This is a genomic window from Mizugakiibacter sediminis, from assembly GCF_000953855.2.
GTDB classification, from domain to species: domain Bacteria; phylum Pseudomonadota; class Gammaproteobacteria; order Xanthomonadales; family Rhodanobacteraceae; genus Mizugakiibacter; species Mizugakiibacter sediminis.
Window position 1 is genome coordinate 13,536 of record NZ_DF970211.1, and the last position, 15,611, is coordinate 29,146.

Genomic DNA, 15,611 nt, shown 5'->3' on the forward strand with positions numbered 1-15,611 from the left:
GTGACGTTGCGCAAACGCGGCCGTTCATGTATCGAACAGGCCGGGCGCCAGCAACGCCGCCACCGGCGCGAAGCTGCGGCGGTGTTCGGGACAGGGGCCGAGCCGCGCCAGCGCCTCGAGGTGCTCGGGCGTGCCGTAGCCCTTGTGGCGGGCGAAGCCGTAGCCGGGATGGCGCGCGTCCAGCGCGCGCATGTGGCGGTCGCGGGTGACCTTGGCCAGGATCGACGCCGCGCTGATCGCCGGCTCCAGCGCGTCGCCGTCGACGATCGCGCGCGCCGGGCAGGGCAGGTCGCCCGGAACCTTGTTGCCGTCGACCAGCACCTCGTGCGGCACGCGCGCGAGCTGCGCGACCGCGCGCGCCATGCCGCGCATGGTGGCGCGGAAGATGTTGTGGCGGTCGATCTCGGCGACCTCGACCAGCACCACCGCGTACGCCAGCGCACGCTCGACGATCAGCGGATACAACGCGTCGCGCTGCGTCTCGCTGAGGCGCTTGGAGTCGGCCAGGCCGTCGATCGGCCGCGCCGGATCGAGGATCACCGCGGCGACGGCGACCGGCCCGGCCAGCGGCCCGCGGCCGGCTTCGTCCACGCCGGCGACCAGGCTTCCGCTCACTCGTCGAGATCCTTCAGTTGGCCGAACACGTCGGCGCGGTAGGAGTCGGCCAACGCGCGCTGGCCGCAGTCGAGGTAGCGGCCGCGGCAACGCTCGCGCAGCAGCGCGTTGGCGGTGAAGAAGGCGTCCTTGTGCAGCTCCGCCGCGTCCAGCACCAGCCCGCCGAGATAGGCGAGGTCGAGCACCGGATAGTCGTAGCGCCGCAGCGGCGTGGCGAAGCCTTTCAGCATGTAGTAGGTGACGCGGCTGGGATCGGCGATGCCGGACGGCAGGCGCTTGGCGATGCCGTTGATGGCGCCGTCGAAGGAGGGCTGGTGATCGCCGAAGTGCACCAGCAGCACCGGCTTGCCGCTGGCGCGCAGCATGTCCTCGAGGCGCGCCATCGCGCGGTCGGACTGGTCCAGGCGCTCGAGGTAGTTGGCGAGGTTGAGGTTCTGCCAGTCGTCCATCCGGCCGGCGAACAGCGGGCGGTCGTAGGGCGCGCGCAGCTTGGCGTACGGCGTCATGTGCGGGCCGTGCTGGTGCAGGGTCAGCATGAACAGGAACAGCGGCTGGCCGTTGGCTTTGGCCTTCTCCTCGGCGTACACGCGCGCGAACACGCGCAGCAGGTCGGCGTCGGTCGATTCCCAGCCCAGGCCGACCTGCTCGCCGCCGTAGAACGCGTCGAAGCCGTACTCGGCGTAGGCGTTGCGGCCGTTGAGGAAGTCGCCGTCGGTCGGGTAGATCGCCACCGTGCGGTAGCCGTTGGCGCGCAGCACGCGCGGCAGCGTGTAGCGGATGCGCGGCGCCAGGTTGAACGGTGCGTACAGGCCGGCGGGGCCGAACTCCTCGTGCGAGAGGCCGGTGAGGAACGAGAACTCGCTGGTCCAGGTGCCGCCGCCCCAGGTGTGCACGACCATCAGGCCGTGCGCCAGCGTGCGGCGGTCGGAGTGGAACATGCGGCGGTCGCACAGGCGCAGCGTGCAGGCGGCGAGGATGCGCGGATCGAACGTGCTCTCCTCCAGCACCGCGACGATGTCCGGGCGCGGATGCAGGGCGGCGCCGGCCCCGGCGTCGGCATCGCCGCGCTTCCAGTCGTACGCGTCGGCGGCCTGCGGCGGATACGCCGGGGCGCGCACGCTGGTGGCGCGGAACGAGATCAGGAAATCGGTGATCAGGCTGGCATCGGTCATCGCCAGCCACATGCCCTTGGCATGCGCCTCGGCGAACGGGCCGGTGGTGCTCATCGCCTCGCCGGCGGCGAGCAGCGCGAACGCGGCGAGCAGCGCGCGCGTCAGCCACGGGCGGCGCCGGTGCGCGAACGGCGGCACGCGTTCCATGCGCCACGCCAGCCACAGCAGCAGCGGCACGCACAGCGCGGCCGCCGAGGCCGCGCCGACCAGCAGCGGATAGCGCGACATCGTGCGCAGCGTGTCCGCGTTGATCATGTAGACGAGGTCCGGCGCCAGCAGCGGCGTCGTCAGGTACTTGTACTTGAGATGCGCGGCGACCTCGAGCACCAGCGTCAGCAGGCCGGCGGCGGCCAGGCCGAAGGCGAAGCGGCCGCTCAGCGCGACCAGCAGCAGCCCCAGCGCGAGGTAGAGTGCGGCGGTGAACGCGCGCTCCAGCAGCGAGTGCTCGATCAGCGGCCCGAAGGCCAGCACGGCGATGAACACGAAAACGGCGCCCGCCGTCGCCCAGCGTTGCGCGTGCCGCCACTCCCCCGGTAACCGCACTGTCATGTTCATCCGGCGCGGATGCTGTGCCGGCGTCCCGGCAGCGTCAATAGGCCGGTCGCGCGGCGTTCAGGCGGCGGCGGGCCGCAGCAGTTCGTCCACCGCCTCCGCGGCGGCGCCGGCCGCGCCGTCGGCGGCGCCGGCCTTGAGCAGCCCGTGCAGGCACTCGAATTCGGCGATCTGTGCGGTGGCAGCCACAGGGTCGCGCAGCAGGCCGAGCAGGGCATCGGCCAGCGCGGCCGGCGTGCAGGCGTCCTGCATCAGTTCCGGCACGACGCGCCGCCCGGCGAGGATGTTGGGCAGCGTGTACACGTCGGTCTTCAGCAGGCGCAGCGCGCGCACCAGCCGGTAGCTCGCGGGGGCGATGCGGTAGGCCGCCACCATCGGCCGCTTGGCCAGCATCGCCTCCAGCGCGGCGGTGCCGGAGGCGAGCAGCACGGCGTCCGCGGCGACCAGTGTCTCGTGGGCGCGGCCGTCGAGGAGCACGGGAGACGAGAGACGCGAGACGGGAGACGGCGGGGATGCGGCGATCCGCTGTTCGATCGCCGTGCGGCAGGCGGCATCGGCGGCGGGGATGACGACGCGCAGGCCGGGCACGGCCGCGGCCACGCGCCGCGCGGCGTCGAGGAAGATGCCGGCCAGCCGCGCGATCTCGCCCGGCCGGCTGCCCGGCAGCACGGCCAGCACCGGCGCGTCCGCGGGCAGGCCGAGCGCCGCGCGCGCGGCGGCGCGATCGGGGTGCAGCGGAAAGCGGTCGGCCAGCGGATGGCCGACGAAGCGCGCGTCGACGCCGTGGCGCGCGTAGATCTCCGGCTCCATCGGAAACAGGCACAGCACGCGGTCGGCGCTGGCGCCGATCTTCGCCGCGCGCCGCTCGCGCCAGGCCCACACCGACGGGCTGACGTAGTGCACCGTGCGCAGTCCGGCCTGCTTGAGACGGCGTTCCAGGCCGAGATTGAAGTCCGGCGCGTCGATGCCGATCGTCACGTCCGGACGCAGCGCCAGCAGGCGCGCCGCCAGCGTGCGCCGCAGCCGCAGCAGGCGCGGCAGGTGGCGCAGCACCTCGGCCAGCCCCATCACCGACAGCGCGGCGATGTCGTGCCAGGCCTCGAAGCCTTGCGCGGCCATGCGCGGTCCGCCGATGCCGACGAAGCGCGCCTGCGGATGGCGGCGGCGCAGCGCCGCGACCAGGTCCGCGCCGAGCAGGTCGCCGGAGGCCTCGCCCGCGATCAGGGCGAAGACGGGAGGGCGGGGCTCTGGGGCGGGCTGGGGGCGGGCACGCGTGAACTGCGGGGGCATGGCGGGATCGTCTATGGGTCTATGAACGAGCAGTCTTTCCTGCAACGGCGGGAATCCATCCCGCAGTTTCCGGGTGGGCCGGATGCGCAGCGGCCCCGTGACCGTCCGGTGCCGGTCCTTCGGCAAGCTCAGGATAAGCGACGGCCCGCAGGGGCGCAGTCGAAGGGCTCGCCTGCGCTTCGGCTTCGCTTGCCGACGCAAGCCGTGCTCAGCGCGAACGGACGCCGTTGGCTGGGCATGAGGGCCGAGCGGGTGCGGTTTTCAATGGATACCCGCCCGGCTCGTGGCATGCATACGGGCACTTGCGCCGCCAGGTCGCTGGCGTAGCCTGCCCCAGTCCCGCGCTCATCGCACCAGCGAGCGCTCGCTGCTGCGGATGAAGGCAAGCATCTCGGCGACGTCGGCGCTGTCCCGCGCCTGCGCCTCCAGCTCGGCGATCGCCTCGTTCAGTTGCAGGCCGGCCATGTACAGCGTGCGGTAGGCGCGCTTGATCGCGGCGATGCGCTCCGGCGTGAAACCGCGGCGCTTCAGGCCTTCGCTGTTGACGCCGCGCGGCACGGCGAACTGGCCGGCGGCGTAGACGAACGGCGGCACGTCGCGGTTGATCGCCGAGCACATCGCGCTGAAGGCGTGCGCGCCGATCTTGCAGAACTGGTGCACGCCGGTGAAGCCGCCGAGGATGACGTGGTCGCCGACCTCGACGTGGCCGGCCAGCGTGGCGTTGTTGGCGAGGATGGTGTGGCTGCCGACCTGGCAATCGTGCGCGATGTGCACGTAGGCCATGATCCAGTTGTCGTCGCCGATGCGGGTGACGCCGCCGCCGTCGCCGGTGCCGCGGTTCAGGGTGACGAACTCGCGGATGGTGTTGCCGTCGCCGATCACCAGTTCGGTGCGTTCGCCGCGGAACTTCTTGTCCTGCGGGTCGGCGCCCAGCGAGGCGAACTGCCAGACGCGGTTGTTGCGGCCGATGCGCGTCGGTCCCTGCACGACGACGTGCGGGCCGATGCGCGTGCCGGCGCCGATCTCGACGTCGGCGCCGATGATGCTGTACGCGCCGACCTCGACGTCGGCGGCCAGTTTCGCGGAAGGGTCGACGATCGCGGTGGGATGGATCATGGCGGACGCGCTCAGTCGCCGCGTTCCGCGCACATCAGCTCGCAGCTGGCGACTTCCTTGCCGTCCACCAGCGCGCGCGCCTCGAAGATGCCCATGCGGCGGATCATGCGCTTGAGCGCGACCTCCAGCAGCAGCTGGTCGCCCGGCACCACCGGCGCGTTGAAGCGCGCCTTGTCCACCTTGACCAGATAGAACAGGGGATTGTCGCGATTGCCGTCGGGGCCGGCGGAGAGCTGCACCAGCAGGCCGGACGCCTGCGCCAGCGCCTCGACGATCAGCACGCCCGGCATCACCGGATGGCCGGGAAAGTGGCCCTGGAAGAACGGCTCGTTGACGGTGACGTTCTTCAGCGCGGTGATGCGTGCGTTCGGCTCCAGGGCGACCACGCGGTCGACCAGCAGGAACGGGTAACGGTGCGGCAGCAGCCGCTGGATGCCTTCGACGTCGAGCGGCAGCGCGGCGGGGGCGCGGTCATTCATCATGCTTGTCCTTTTCCAGTGCGGCGACGCGGCGTGCCAGTTCGTCGAGATGACGGATGCGGGCCGCGTTGCGCCGCCAACGGCGGTTCGGTTCCAGGGGCGTGCCCGAAGAGTACTCGCCGGGCTCGCGGATCGAATGGGTGACCAGGCTCATGGCGGTGATCGTAACCCGATCCGCCACTTCGAGATGGCCGAGGATGCCCGCGCCGCCGCCGATCAGGCAGTGGCGGCCGATCTTCGCGCTGCCGGCCACCGCGGCGCAGCCGGCCAGCGCGGTGTGCGCGCCGATCTTCACGTTGTGCGCGATCTGGATCTGGTTGTCCAGGCGCACGTCCTCCTCCAGCACGGTGTCGTCCAGGGCGCCGCGGTCGATGGTGGTGTTGGCGCCGATCTCGCAGTCGTCGCCGATGCGCACGCCGCCGAGCTGCGGCACCTTGATCCAGTGGTCGCGCTCGAAGGCGAGGCCGAAGCCGTCGGCGCCGAGCACCGCGCCCGGATGCACCAGCACGCGCTTGCCCAGCGTGACGCGCGCAACCAGCGTGACGCGCGCGACCAGGCGCGACTGCGCGCCGACGGTGCAGTCCGGGCCGATCACGCAATGCGGGCCGAGCACGGCGCCGTCCTCGATCGCCGCGCCGTCCTCGATCACGCACAGCGGGCCGACGCTGGCTGTCGGCGCGACGCGCGCGCCGGCGGCGACCACCGCGCTGGGGTGCACGCCCGGCGCCGCCGCGGGCAGCGTCTCGAACAGCGCGGCGATCTTCGCGTAGGCGACGTAGGGGTCGGCGGCGATCAGCGCCGGCACCGGGCACAGGGCGGCGTGCTCGGCGCGCAGCACCACGGCGCCGGCGCGCGTCGCGGCGAGCTGGGCCGCATAGCGCGGGTTGGCGAGGAAGCCGAGCTGCGCGGGGCCGGCTTCGGCGAGGGTGCCGACGCCGGCGATCTCGCGCGCGCCGTCGCCGCGCAGTTCGAGGCCGAAGCGCGCGGCCAGCGCGTCCAGGCGATGGCGCACCGCGGCGCTCATGCGCGCACCGCGGGCAGGCGACGACGAAGCGTGCGCTGCTGGCTCATGCTGCTCCCCTGCCTCACGCCCGCGGCCCGGCCGCGGGCCCGTCTCAGAACTGCGAGCCGAAGGTGAACTGCAGGCGCTCGATGAACGGCGCGTCCTCGGGCTTGTCGCGCACCGGCCACGCCAGGTTGATGCGGATCGGGCCGACCGGGGCCTGCCACTGCAGCGACAGGCCGGTGGACGCGCGCAGTTCGCTGGCGCTGAAGGCGTTGTAGTTGGCGTAGACGTTGCCGACGTCGACGAACCAGGACACGCGCGCGGTATCGGTGTTCTTCAGGAACGGCAGCGGCAGGTACAGCTCGCTGGTCGCCAGCACCTTGAAGGCGCCGCCGACCGGCTGCGCGTCGAGGAAGCTGCCGCTCGCGCAGCGGCCGTTGACGGGCACGGTGGTGGTGCCGCCGACGCACACGCGCGGGCCCAGCGTATTGTCGCGGAAGCCGCGCACGTCGTTGACGCCGCCGGCGTAGAAGTTCTGCCAGAACGGGAATGCCAGGTTGCTGTCGCGGCCGTAGGTGTCGCCGTAGCCGAGCGTGCCGGACAGCATCCACACGAAGTTCTTCGGCAGCGGGAAGTAGTGCGCGGCCAGGCCCGTCACCTTGTAGTACTGCACGGTCGAGCCCGGCAGGCCGACCTCGGTCGACACCGAATAGATGCCGCCGCGGGTGGGCGAGAAGTACTTGTTGCGCGTGTCGTGCGCGTAGGAGGCGGTCAGGCTGCCGGTGTGGATGGTCAGGTGGTTGAGGCCGATCAGGTAGTCGATGAACGACTGCGGCGTCAGGCCGGGGAAGACGTTCAGCTTGGTCTTGCTGACGCCGAGGCCGACGTTGATCGTGTCGGTCTCGCTGACCGGGATCGACAGGTAGCTCGAGGCGCTGGCGGTGTTCTCGGTGTAGTTGGCGAGGTTGGCCTGGGCCTGGTCCAGCTTGCTGTAGCGCAGGTTGTAGCCGATGCCGATGCCGCTGTCGGTGAGGTACGGGTTGTAGTAGCCCAGCGACGTGGTGTCGTAGAAGCTGCTGTGCTGGACCGTGGCGGACACCTTGTCGCCGGTGCCGAGGAAATTGTTCTCGGACACCGACACGCTGATGATCGCGCCGGAAACCTGCGAGTAGCCGATGCCGAACATCAGGCTGCCCGAGGCCTGCTCCTCGACCTTGACGTTCAGGTCGACCTGGTCCTCGGTGCCGGGCACGCGCTGGTTCTCGATGTCGACGGTCTTGAAGTAGCCGAGGCGCTGCAGGCGGATCTTCGAGCGGTTGATCGCCGCCTGCGAGTACCACGCGCCCTCGAGCTGGCGCATCTCGCGACGCAGCACCTCGTCCTCGGTGCGCGTGTTGCCCTTGAAGTTGATGCGGCGCACGTAGACGCGCTGGCCGGGTTCGACGTAGAGGGTCAGGTCGACCGTGCGCTTCTCCTTGTCCAGCTTCGGCACCGGCGTGACCTTGGCGAAGGCGTAGCCGATGTTGGACAGCACTGCGGTGATCGCGTCGGTGGACAGCTCGATCTTGCGGCGCGAGAAGGTGTCGCCCGGCTTGATCTGCACCAGCCGGCGCAGCGCGTCTTCCGGCAGGATCAGCTTGCCGAGCAGCTTGACGTCGCTGATCGTGTACACCTCGCCTTCCTTGATGCCGGCGGAGATGTACATGTTGCGCTTGTCGGGGCTGATCGTGACCTCGGTCGAGTCGATCTGGAAATCGGCGTAGCCGCGGTCGAGGTAGTAGGAGGCCAGCTTTTCCAGGTCGCCGGACAGCTTTTCGCGCGAGTACTGGTCGTCCTTCGAGTACCACGACGTCCAGTTGGTGGTGTCGGACTCGAAATCGTCGCGGATCTGCTTGTCGGTGAAGGCCTGGTTGCCGACGATGTTGATGGCCTTGATCCGCGCCGCCTTGCCCTCGCGGATCTCGATGTCGATGGCGACGCGGTTGCGGTCCAGCGGCACCACGTGCGGCTCGATCGAGACGTTGTACTTGCCGCGGTTGTAGTACTGGCGGATCAGTTCCTGGCGCACGCGGTCGAGCGACATGCGGTCGAAGGTGTCGCCCTCGGCCAGGCCGATCTCCTTCAGGCCCTTCTTCAGGTCGTCTTCCTTGATGTCCTTGTTGCCGTGCAGGGTCAGGCGCGAGATCGACGGCCGCTCCTTGACCTTGATCACCAGGATGTCGCCCTGGCGCTCCATCTCGACGTCGCTGAAGAAGCCGGTCTTGTACAGCGCGCGGATGGCGTCCTCGGCGCGCTGCGGCGTCAGCGTGTCGCCCTTCTCCACCGGCAGGTAGCTGAACACCGTGCCGCCCGAGATGCGGGTCAGGCCGTCGATGCGGATGTCCGCGATGACGAACGGCTCGAAGCCGGCGGCGCGGGCCTTGGCGGCCAGACAGGCAAGCATGATCAGGGCGGCGATTCGCTTCATCGTCGTATCCAGAGGGTGGAGCGCAGGAACGCGGCACGAGGCCGCGACGAAAGGCCGCGGATCACGAGGCCAGGCGCAGGATGTCGTTGTAGAACGCCAGCCCCATCAGCGCCGCCAGCAGCGCCATGCCGACGTACTGCCCCGCCTGCACGACCCGTTCGCTTACCGGACTGCCCTTAACAAGCTCGATAAGGTAATACAGCAGGTGGCCGCCGTCCAAGATCGGGATCGGCAGCAGGTTCATGATCGCCAGGCTGAGCGAGATGATGCCGAGGAAGTAGAGGAACCAGGCCAGGCCCATCTGCGCCGAGGCGTTGGCGTACTTGGCGATGGTGATCGGGCCGGACAGGTTCTGCAGCGAGGCGTGGCCGGTGAGCATGCGGCCGAGCATGCCCAGCGTCTGCCCGGTCAGGTCCCGGGTTTCGCCGATCGCCGCCGGCAGCGCCGCGAGCGGCCCGCGCCGCAGCACGGTGTCGTAGTGCGCGTCGACCGGCTGCGCGCCGACGCCGAGCATGAAGCGGGTGCTGCCGTCCGCCTGCTTCTCCTGCCGCGGCATGGCCTGCACGGTGATGCGGTCGGCGCCGCGCGCGATCTCGATCGCCAGCGGCTTGCCCGGCGCGGCCTCGGCGCGGATCGCGTCGGTGAGATCGCTCCAGTCCTGCAGCGCGCGGCCGCCCACGCGCAGGATGCGGTCGCCCGGCCGCAGGCCGGCCGCCGCGGCGGCGCTGCCGGGTTCGACCGCACCGATCACGGCGGGGATCAGGATCTGTTGCGGCACCAGGCCGATGCGGGCGATCTGCGCGCGCTCGTCCAGATCGGAGGGCAGCGTGTCCAGCGCGAGCGTGCGCACGCGCTCGCTGCCGTCCGCCGCCTGCACGCGCACCGCCACGGCGCGGCGCGCCGCGGCGGCGTCGGCCAGGGCGAGGCCGAGATCGGTCCAGTTGGCGACCGGCGTGTCGCCGACGGCCTCGACGCGGTCGCCGGGCCGGAAGCCCGCCTGCGCGGCCAGCGCCTCGGCGCGGCCGACCAGCGGCAGGTAGTCGGGCTTGCCGACCACGAACATCAGCCAGAACGCCGCCACCGCGAACAGCAGGTTGAACAGCGGCCCCGCGGCGACGATGGCGATGCGCTGCCAGACCGGCTTGCCGGTGAACTCCTGCGTGCGCTCCGCGGCGGGCACGTCGCCCTCGCGCGCGTCCAGCATCTTCACGTAACCGCCCAGCGGGATCATCGCCACCACGTACTCGGTGCCGTCGCGTCCCAGCCGCGACCACAGCGCGCGGCCGAAACCGACCGAGAAACGCAGCACCTTGACGCCGCAGCGCCGCGCCACCCAGTAGTGGCCGAACTCGTGGAAGGTCACCAGCAGGCCGAGGGTGACCAGCAGCCACCAAGCGGAACCGGCGATATGGCTCAATTGGCTCATGCGTGGGATCAGCAGAAGGCCCGTCGCATGATACGGCGGGCGGTGTCTCGCGCGGTTAAATCGCGATGAATCAGCGTTTCCGCATCGACCACCGGCGCCGGCGGCAGTTCCCCCAGGGTCGCCTCGATCACCTCGGCGATGGCGAGGAAGGGCAGGGTGCCGGCGAGGAACGCGTCCACCGCCACCTCGTTGGCGGCGTTCAGCAGGGCCGGCGCGTCGCCGCCGGCGCGCAGCGCCTGATAGGCCAGCGCCAGACAGCGGAAGGTCTCCAGGTCGGGACGCTCGAAGGCGAGCTGCGCGCGCGCGGCGAGGTCGAGCGGCGCGACTCCGGCCTCGATGCGCTCCGGCCAGGCCAGCGCATGCGCCAGCGCCGTGCGCATGTCGGGATTGCCGAGCTCCGCCAGCACCGAGCCGTCGGCGTACTCGACCAGCGAGTGCACTAGGCTCTGCGGGTGCACGACCACGTCGATGGCGTCGGGCGATGCGCCGAACAGCACGTGCGCCTCGATTACCTCGAGGCCCTTGTTCATCAGCGTGGCGGAATCGACCGAGATCTTGCGGCCCATGCGCCAGTTCGGATGCGCACAGGCCTGCTCGGGCGTGACGCCGGCCAGCTCCGCGCGCGTGCGGCCGCGGAACGGCCCGCCGGAGGCGGTGAGGATCAGCCGGCGCACGCCGGCGCGCGCGAGCGGCGGACGCCCGCCGGGCAGGCACTGGAAGATCGCGTTGTGCTCGGAATCGACCGGGATCAGCTCGCCGCCGCCGACGCGCAGCGCGTCCAGCAGCAGCGGCCCCGCCATCACCGCGGATTCCTTGTTGGCCAGCAGCAGGCGCTTGCCGGCGCGCGCCGCGGCCAGCGTCGAGGCCATGCCGGCGGCGCCGACGATGGCCGCCAGCACGGTGTCGCACAGCGGTCCGGCCGCGGCCTCCGCCAGCGCGTCGGCACCGGCCGCGGCTTCGGTGCGCAGGCCCGCAGCCTTCAGCTTGCGCGCCAGCGTGCCTTCCAGCGCCGGATCGGCGATCAGCGCCAGCTCGGGGCGGAAGCGCCCGCACAGCTCGACCAGCGCGTCGACGTTGCGATGCGCGCTGAGCACGTCGACGCGGAAGCGCCCGGGGTGGCGCGCGATCACGTCCAGCGCGCTGGCGCCGATCGAACCGGTGGCGCCGAGGACGGCGACGCGCCTCATAGGTGGAGCAGGGTCTTGCCGACCACGAACACCGGCAGCGCGGCGAACACGCTGTCGAGGCGGTCGAACAGGCCGCCGTGGCCGGGAAACAGCGCGCCGGAGTCCTTCACGTCGGCGTGGCGCTTGATCAGGCTCTCGAACAGGTCGCCGACGATCGAGATGGCGGTGGTGAACAGCGCCAGCGCGACCAGACCGGCCAAGGCAAGGCCGCCGGCGCCCAACAGCGGGCCGCCGACCAGCGCGATCAGCGCGGCGCCGGCCATCGCGCCCCAGACGCCGGCGATGGTCTTGCCGGGGCTGATGCGCGGGGCCAGCTTGCGCCGGCCGTAGCGGCTGCCGGCGAGATAGGCGGCGGTATCCGCCGCCCACACGATCATCAGCGCCAGTAGCGTCCACCAGTGGCCGTCCGCTGCGCCGCCGTGGAGTCGCGCCAGCGCAGCGTCCGAGGCGCTGCCGTGGAGTTGCGCCAGCGCCGCCCACGCCGGCAGCACCACCAGCGCGCCGGCGCCCAGCTTCAGCCAGCCGTTCTCGCGCGTCGGCGCGGCGCCGAAGGCGTAGTGGCGCAGCCACAGCAGCGCCAGCGCCCACCACGCCAGGCCGGCAAAAATGGTTGCCCACCACAGCGGCGTCGCGCGCAGCATCCACAGCAGCACGAACAGCGCGGCATAGCCGACCATCATCGCGCCGCGCGCGCGCCGGCCGCGGAAGCCGGCGAGGCGGGTCCATTCCCACAACGCCAGCAGGAAGGCGACCGCCACCACCAGCGCGAACACGGGCGTCGGCGGCAGCAGGATCAGGGCGATCGCCAGCGGCGTCAGGATCAGGGCGGTGAGGGTGCGCTGCTTCATGGTCGTCCGGGTCAGGAGGCTTGGGCGACCTGCGCGCCGGTCTTGCCGTAGCGGCGCTGGCGGCGGGCGTAGTCGTCGAGCGCGCGCTGCAGGCAGGCCTGGTCCACGTCCGGCCACAGCGTGTCGGTGAAGTGCAGCTCGGCGTAGGCGATCTGCCAGAGCAGGAAGTTGCTGATGCGGTGCTCGCCGCCGGTGCGGATCAGCAGGTCCGGCGGCGGCAGGTCGGCGAGGCAGAGGTACGGCGCCAGCGTGTGTTCGTCGATCGCCTCGGCGGCGAGTTCGCCGCGCGCCACCGCCTCGGCGGCGCGGCGCGCCGCCTGGGCGATGTCCCAGCGGCCGCCGTAGTTGACGCAGACGTTCAGCGCCAAAGCGGCATTGGCCGCGGTCTTCGCCATCGCCGCCTGCATGCGCTGGCGCAGCGGTTCGGCGAACGCGCCGAGCTCGCCGACGAAGCGCACGCGCACGCCGTGGCCGTGCAGTTCGTCGGTTTCCTTGTCGAGCGCCTTCAGGAACAGCTCCATCAGCGCGCCGACCTCGTCCTGCGGCCGCTGCCAGTTCTCGCTGGAGAACGCGAACAAGGTCAGCGCCTCGATGCGCTGGCGCAGGCAGAACTCGACCGCCTCGCGCACCGCTTTCTGCCCGGCGCGATGGCCGAAGCTGCGCGGGCGATGGCGCCGCTCGGCCCAGCGGCCGTTGCCGTCCATCACGATGGCGACGTGGCGCGGAATGCGCGCGGCGGGCGCGCTGCCGGCGGGCGTGGCGGCGTTCACGTCAGTCTTCGCCCCTGACGTTGCGGTTTCCCTCACCCGCACGGGAGCCTCTGCCTCCCTTTCCCCGGCGGGGCGAGGGGGGGCCGTCCGCAGGACGGCCGGGCGCGACGGAGCGCAAAGCGCGCGCTGCGCGCGCCCCCTCATCCCTTGCCCTCGCCTCCGTGCGGAGGCGAGGGGAACGGGAAGCCCCGTGCGGGAGTCGTGCTGCCGGCATCATCGCGGCGGAGGCGCTGTCGCGCGCACAGGCGTCCATCAAAGGGCCATCAATTCGTCTTCCTTGGCCTTGACGACCGCATCGACTTCCTTGATGTACTTGTCGGTCAGCTTCTGCACCTCGTCCTCGGCGCGGCGTTCCTCGTCCTCGGTGATCTGCTTCTGCTTGAGCAGGTCCTTGACGTGCTGCATCGCGTCGCGGCGGATGTTGCGGATCGCCACCTTGGCGGACTCGCCTTCGTGGCTGACGTGCTTGGCCAGCTCCTTGCGGCGCTCCTCGGTGAGCGGCGGCAGGTTGATGCGGATCACCGTGCCGGCGGTGGTCGGGGTGATGCCGAGGTCGGAGGCGAGGATCGCCTTCTCGACGACGCCGACCATCTGCTTCTCGTAGGGCGTGATCGTCAGCGAGCGCGCGTCGGCGACGGCGATGGTGGCGACCTGGCTCACCGGCACCTCGGAGCCGTAATAGCTGACGCGCAGGCTTTCGACCAGCGCCGTGCTGGCGCGGCCGGTGCGCAGGCGCTGCAGCTCGTGCTTGAGCGTCTCGACGCTCTTGCCCATGCGGGTCTGGGCATCTTTCTTGATGTCGTTGAGCATGGGAATCCCCGGTGGACGCAGTCAATCGGCGGAGTATAGCAACTCGCCCGCGCCCCTCGCGGGGCGCCGGACGGACGGTGCGGGAAAGGCGGCGGACGGGAGCGGCGGCGGATCAGCCGCAGTCGACCAGGGTGCCGACCGGCTCGCCGCGCATGATGCGCATCAGGTTGCCGGGCTGGCCCATGTCGTAGATGCGCAGCGGCATGCCGTGGTCGCGGCACAGCGCGATCGCCGCGGTGTCCATCACCGCCAGCTTGCGCTCGATCACCTGGTCGTAGGTGAGGTGCTCGAAGCGCTCCGCGCCGCTGACTTTCTTCGGATCGGCGCTGTACACGCCGTCGACCTTGGTCGCCTTGAGCAGCAGTTGCGCGCCGATCTCCACCGCGCGCAGCGCGGCGGCGGAATCGGTGGTGAAGAACGGATTGCCGGTGCCGGCGGCGAAGATGCAGACGCGGCCCTTCTCGAGGTGACGGATCGCGCGGCGGCGGATGTAGTCCTCGCAGACCTCGTTGATCTTGATCGCGCTCATGGTGCGCGCGTAGGCGCCGAGCTTCTCCAGCGCGTCCTGCATCGCCAGCGCGTTCATCACCGTGGCCAGCATGCCCATGTGGTCGCCGGTGACGCGGTCCATGCCGCCCGCCGCCAGGCCGGCGCCGCGGAAGATGTTGCCGCCGCCGATCACCACGCCGACCTGCACGCCGGCCTTCTGCACCTCGATGATTTCCGCCGCCAGCCGCCGCAGCACCTTGGGATCGATGCCGTAGTCCTCGTCGCCCATCAGGGCTTCGCCGGAAAGCTTGAGCAGGATGCGCTGGTACTTGATCTCGGCGGGCATGGCTCGGTTCCTTGGACGGTTCTCGGGCGCAAAAAAAGCCGCTCGTGGCCGGCAGGCTCGCACGAGCGGCTCGGGTTGTCCGCGTCGGCGCCCCGTTAGCCTGCCGGAGGGGCGCCGCGCGCGGAAGAGGGCTTACGCCAGGCCGGCCTGCTTCATCACTTCGGCGGCGAAATCCTCTTCCTTCTTCTCGATGCCTTCGCCGACGGCGAGGCGCGCCACCGAGACGACCTCGGCGCCGGCCTTCTTCAGCACGTCGGCGACGGTGCTGGCGGTGTCCAGCACGTAGGCCTGGCCGGTCAGCGACATCTCGGAGAACACCTTGCGCAGCTTGCCCTGGATCATCTTCTCCTGGATGTCGGCGGGCTTCTGCTTGTCCTTGTCGGTCATCTGCGCGAGGGCGATCTCCTTCTCCTTCGCCACGATCTCGGCCGGCACCTGCTCCGGGGTGACGTAGGTCGGGTTCATCGCCGCGACATGCATGGCGATGCCCTTGGCCAGCTCGTCGTTGCCGCCCTTCAGCGCGACCAGCACGCCGATGCGGCCGCCGTGGACGTAGCTGCCGACGATGCCGTCGGCCTCGACGCGCGCCATGCGGCGCACCTGGATGTTCTCGCCGATGGTGGCGACCAGCGCCTTGGCGGCTTCCTCGACGGTGCCGCCGCCGGGGTAGGCCGCGGCCTTCAGCGCGTCGACGTCGGCGGCGCCGGAGGCCAGCGCGATGCCGGCGACGGCGTCGGCGAACTTCAGGAAGCTGGCGTCCTTGGCGACGAAGTCGGTCTCGCAGTTGATCTCGACCAGCACCGCCTTGCCGCCCTGCTGCGCGGCGACGATGCGGCCCTCGGCGGCCACGCGGCCGGCCTTCTTGTCGGCCTTGGCCAGGCCCTGCTTGCGCAGCCACTCGATCGCGGCGTCGATGTCGCCGCCGTTCTCGGTGAGCGCCTTCTTGCACTCCATCATGCCGGCCCCGGAGCGCTCGCGCAGCTCCTTGACCATGTTCGCGGTAATCGTCATTGCCTGGAACCTCATGGATGGCGGCGC

Annotated in this window: 14 protein-coding genes; all 14 read right to left on the reverse strand. The window is 71.0% G+C overall.

The genetic code is table 11. From position 1 onward, the window contains the following. Window positions 1-24 precede the first annotated feature (24 nt). Entirely contained in the window at window positions 25-615 is a 591-nt protein-coding gene (gene rnhB, locus MBSD_RS09580) for a ribonuclease HII (protein ID WP_237071779.1), read from the reverse strand. Beyond that, window positions 612-2,336, reverse strand: coding sequence for a sulfatase-like hydrolase/transferase (locus MBSD_RS09585; RefSeq protein WP_187300622.1), 1,725 nt, complete (start codon window positions 2,334-2,336; stop codon window positions 612-614). The genes rnhB and MBSD_RS09585 overlap by 4 nt, the downstream gene beginning before the upstream one ends. Window positions 2,337-2,399: 63 nt before the next feature. Continuing rightward, on the reverse strand, window positions 2,400-3,629 hold the full coding sequence (lpxB, locus tag MBSD_RS09590) for a lipid-A-disaccharide synthase (protein ID WP_062537126.1): 1,230 nt from the start codon (window positions 3,627-3,629) through the stop codon (window positions 2,400-2,402). Window positions 3,630-3,974: 345 nt separating this feature from the next. After that, a complete protein-coding gene (gene lpxA, locus MBSD_RS09595; protein ID WP_062537127.1) occupies window positions 3,975-4,745 on the reverse strand; it encodes an acyl-ACP--UDP-N-acetylglucosamine O-acyltransferase in 771 nt (256 codons plus the stop codon). Window positions 4,746-4,756: 11 nt separating this feature from the next. Continuing rightward, complete coding sequence (gene fabZ, locus MBSD_RS09600; protein WP_062537128.1) at window positions 4,757-5,224, reverse strand: 3-hydroxyacyl-ACP dehydratase FabZ; 468 nt, start codon at window positions 5,222-5,224, stop codon at window positions 4,757-4,759. Then, the gene (gene lpxD / locus MBSD_RS09605; RefSeq protein WP_062537129.1) at window positions 5,217-6,248 is read right to left on the reverse strand and encodes a UDP-3-O-(3-hydroxymyristoyl)glucosamine N-acyltransferase; all 1,032 of its coding nucleotides are present in this window, start codon (window positions 6,246-6,248) and stop codon (window positions 5,217-5,219) included. The genes fabZ and lpxD overlap by 8 nt, the downstream gene beginning before the upstream one ends. A 91-nt stretch (window positions 6,249-6,339) precedes the next feature. Further along, window positions 6,340-8,697, reverse strand: coding sequence for an outer membrane protein assembly factor BamA (gene bamA / locus MBSD_RS09610; RefSeq protein ID WP_062537130.1), 2,358 nt, complete (start codon window positions 8,695-8,697; stop codon window positions 6,340-6,342). Window positions 8,698-8,758: 61 nt separating this feature from the next. After that, a complete protein-coding gene (gene rseP, locus MBSD_RS09615) occupies window positions 8,759-10,114 on the reverse strand; it encodes an RIP metalloprotease RseP (protein ID WP_425478102.1) in 1,356 nt (451 codons plus the stop codon). Between the two features lie 17 nt (window positions 10,115-10,131). Continuing rightward, window positions 10,132-11,310 (reverse strand): 1-deoxy-D-xylulose-5-phosphate reductoisomerase, encoded by a 1,179-nt coding sequence (locus MBSD_RS09620; protein WP_062537132.1) that lies wholly within the window; start codon window positions 11,308-11,310, stop codon window positions 10,132-10,134. Continuing rightward, entirely contained in the window at window positions 11,307-12,158 is an 852-nt protein-coding gene (locus MBSD_RS09625) for a phosphatidate cytidylyltransferase (RefSeq protein ID WP_082306589.1), read from the reverse strand. The genes MBSD_RS09620 and MBSD_RS09625 overlap by 4 nt, the downstream gene beginning before the upstream one ends. 11 nt (window positions 12,159-12,169) lie before the next feature. Beyond that, on the reverse strand, window positions 12,170-12,928 hold the full coding sequence (uppS, locus tag MBSD_RS09630) for a polyprenyl diphosphate synthase (RefSeq protein ID WP_272898338.1): 759 nt from the start codon (window positions 12,926-12,928) through the stop codon (window positions 12,170-12,172). A 252-nt stretch (window positions 12,929-13,180) separates the two neighbouring features. Beyond that, on the reverse strand, window positions 13,181-13,738 hold the full coding sequence (gene frr / locus MBSD_RS09635; RefSeq protein WP_062537133.1) for a ribosome recycling factor: 558 nt from the start codon (window positions 13,736-13,738) through the stop codon (window positions 13,181-13,183). A 112-nt stretch (window positions 13,739-13,850) separates the two neighbouring features. After that, window positions 13,851-14,573 carry a UMP kinase gene (gene pyrH / locus MBSD_RS09640; RefSeq protein WP_062537134.1) on the reverse strand — a complete coding sequence of 241 codons (723 nt, stop codon included), beginning with the start codon at window positions 14,571-14,573 and terminating at the stop codon, window positions 13,851-13,853. Between the two features lie 132 nt (window positions 14,574-14,705). Next, window positions 14,706-15,584 carry a translation elongation factor Ts gene (gene tsf / locus MBSD_RS09645; protein WP_062537135.1) on the reverse strand — a complete coding sequence of 293 codons (879 nt, stop codon included), beginning with the start codon at window positions 15,582-15,584 and terminating at the stop codon, window positions 14,706-14,708. Window positions 15,585-15,611: the final 27 nt, after the last annotated feature.

Excerpts from the sequence above, each read along its gene's own strand:
- MBSD_RS09585 (WP_187300622.1), bottom strand. The coding sequence starts at position 2,336 with ATGACAGTGCGGTTACCGGGGGAGTGGCGGCACGCGCAACGCTGGGCG.
- lpxB (WP_062537126.1), bottom strand. The coding sequence starts at position 3,629 with ATGCCCCCGCAGTTCACGCGTGCCCGCCCCCAGCCCGCCCCAGAGCCC.
- lpxA (WP_062537127.1), bottom strand. The coding sequence starts at position 4,745 with ATGATCCATCCCACCGCGATCGTCGACCCTTCCGCGAAACTGGCCGCC.
- fabZ (WP_062537128.1), bottom strand. The coding sequence starts at position 5,224 with ATGAATGACCGCGCCCCCGCCGCGCTGCCGCTCGACGTCGAAGGCATC.
- lpxD (WP_062537129.1), bottom strand. The coding sequence starts at position 6,248 with ATGAGCGCCGCGGTGCGCCATCGCCTGGACGCGCTGGCCGCGCGCTTC.
- bamA (WP_062537130.1), bottom strand. The coding sequence starts at position 8,697 with ATGAAGCGAATCGCCGCCCTGATCATGCTTGCCTGTCTGGCCGCCAAG.
- MBSD_RS09620 (WP_062537132.1), bottom strand. The coding sequence starts at position 11,310 with ATGAGGCGCGTCGCCGTCCTCGGCGCCACCGGTTCGATCGGCGCCAGC.
- MBSD_RS09625 (WP_082306589.1), bottom strand. The coding sequence starts at position 12,158 with ATGAAGCAGCGCACCCTCACCGCCCTGATCCTGACGCCGCTGGCGATC.
- frr (WP_062537133.1), bottom strand. The coding sequence starts at position 13,738 with ATGCTCAACGACATCAAGAAAGATGCCCAGACCCGCATGGGCAAGAGC.
- pyrH (WP_062537134.1), bottom strand. The coding sequence starts at position 14,573 with ATGCCCGCCGAGATCAAGTACCAGCGCATCCTGCTCAAGCTTTCCGGC.
- tsf (WP_062537135.1), bottom strand. The coding sequence starts at position 15,584 with ATGACGATTACCGCGAACATGGTCAAGGAGCTGCGCGAGCGCTCCGGG.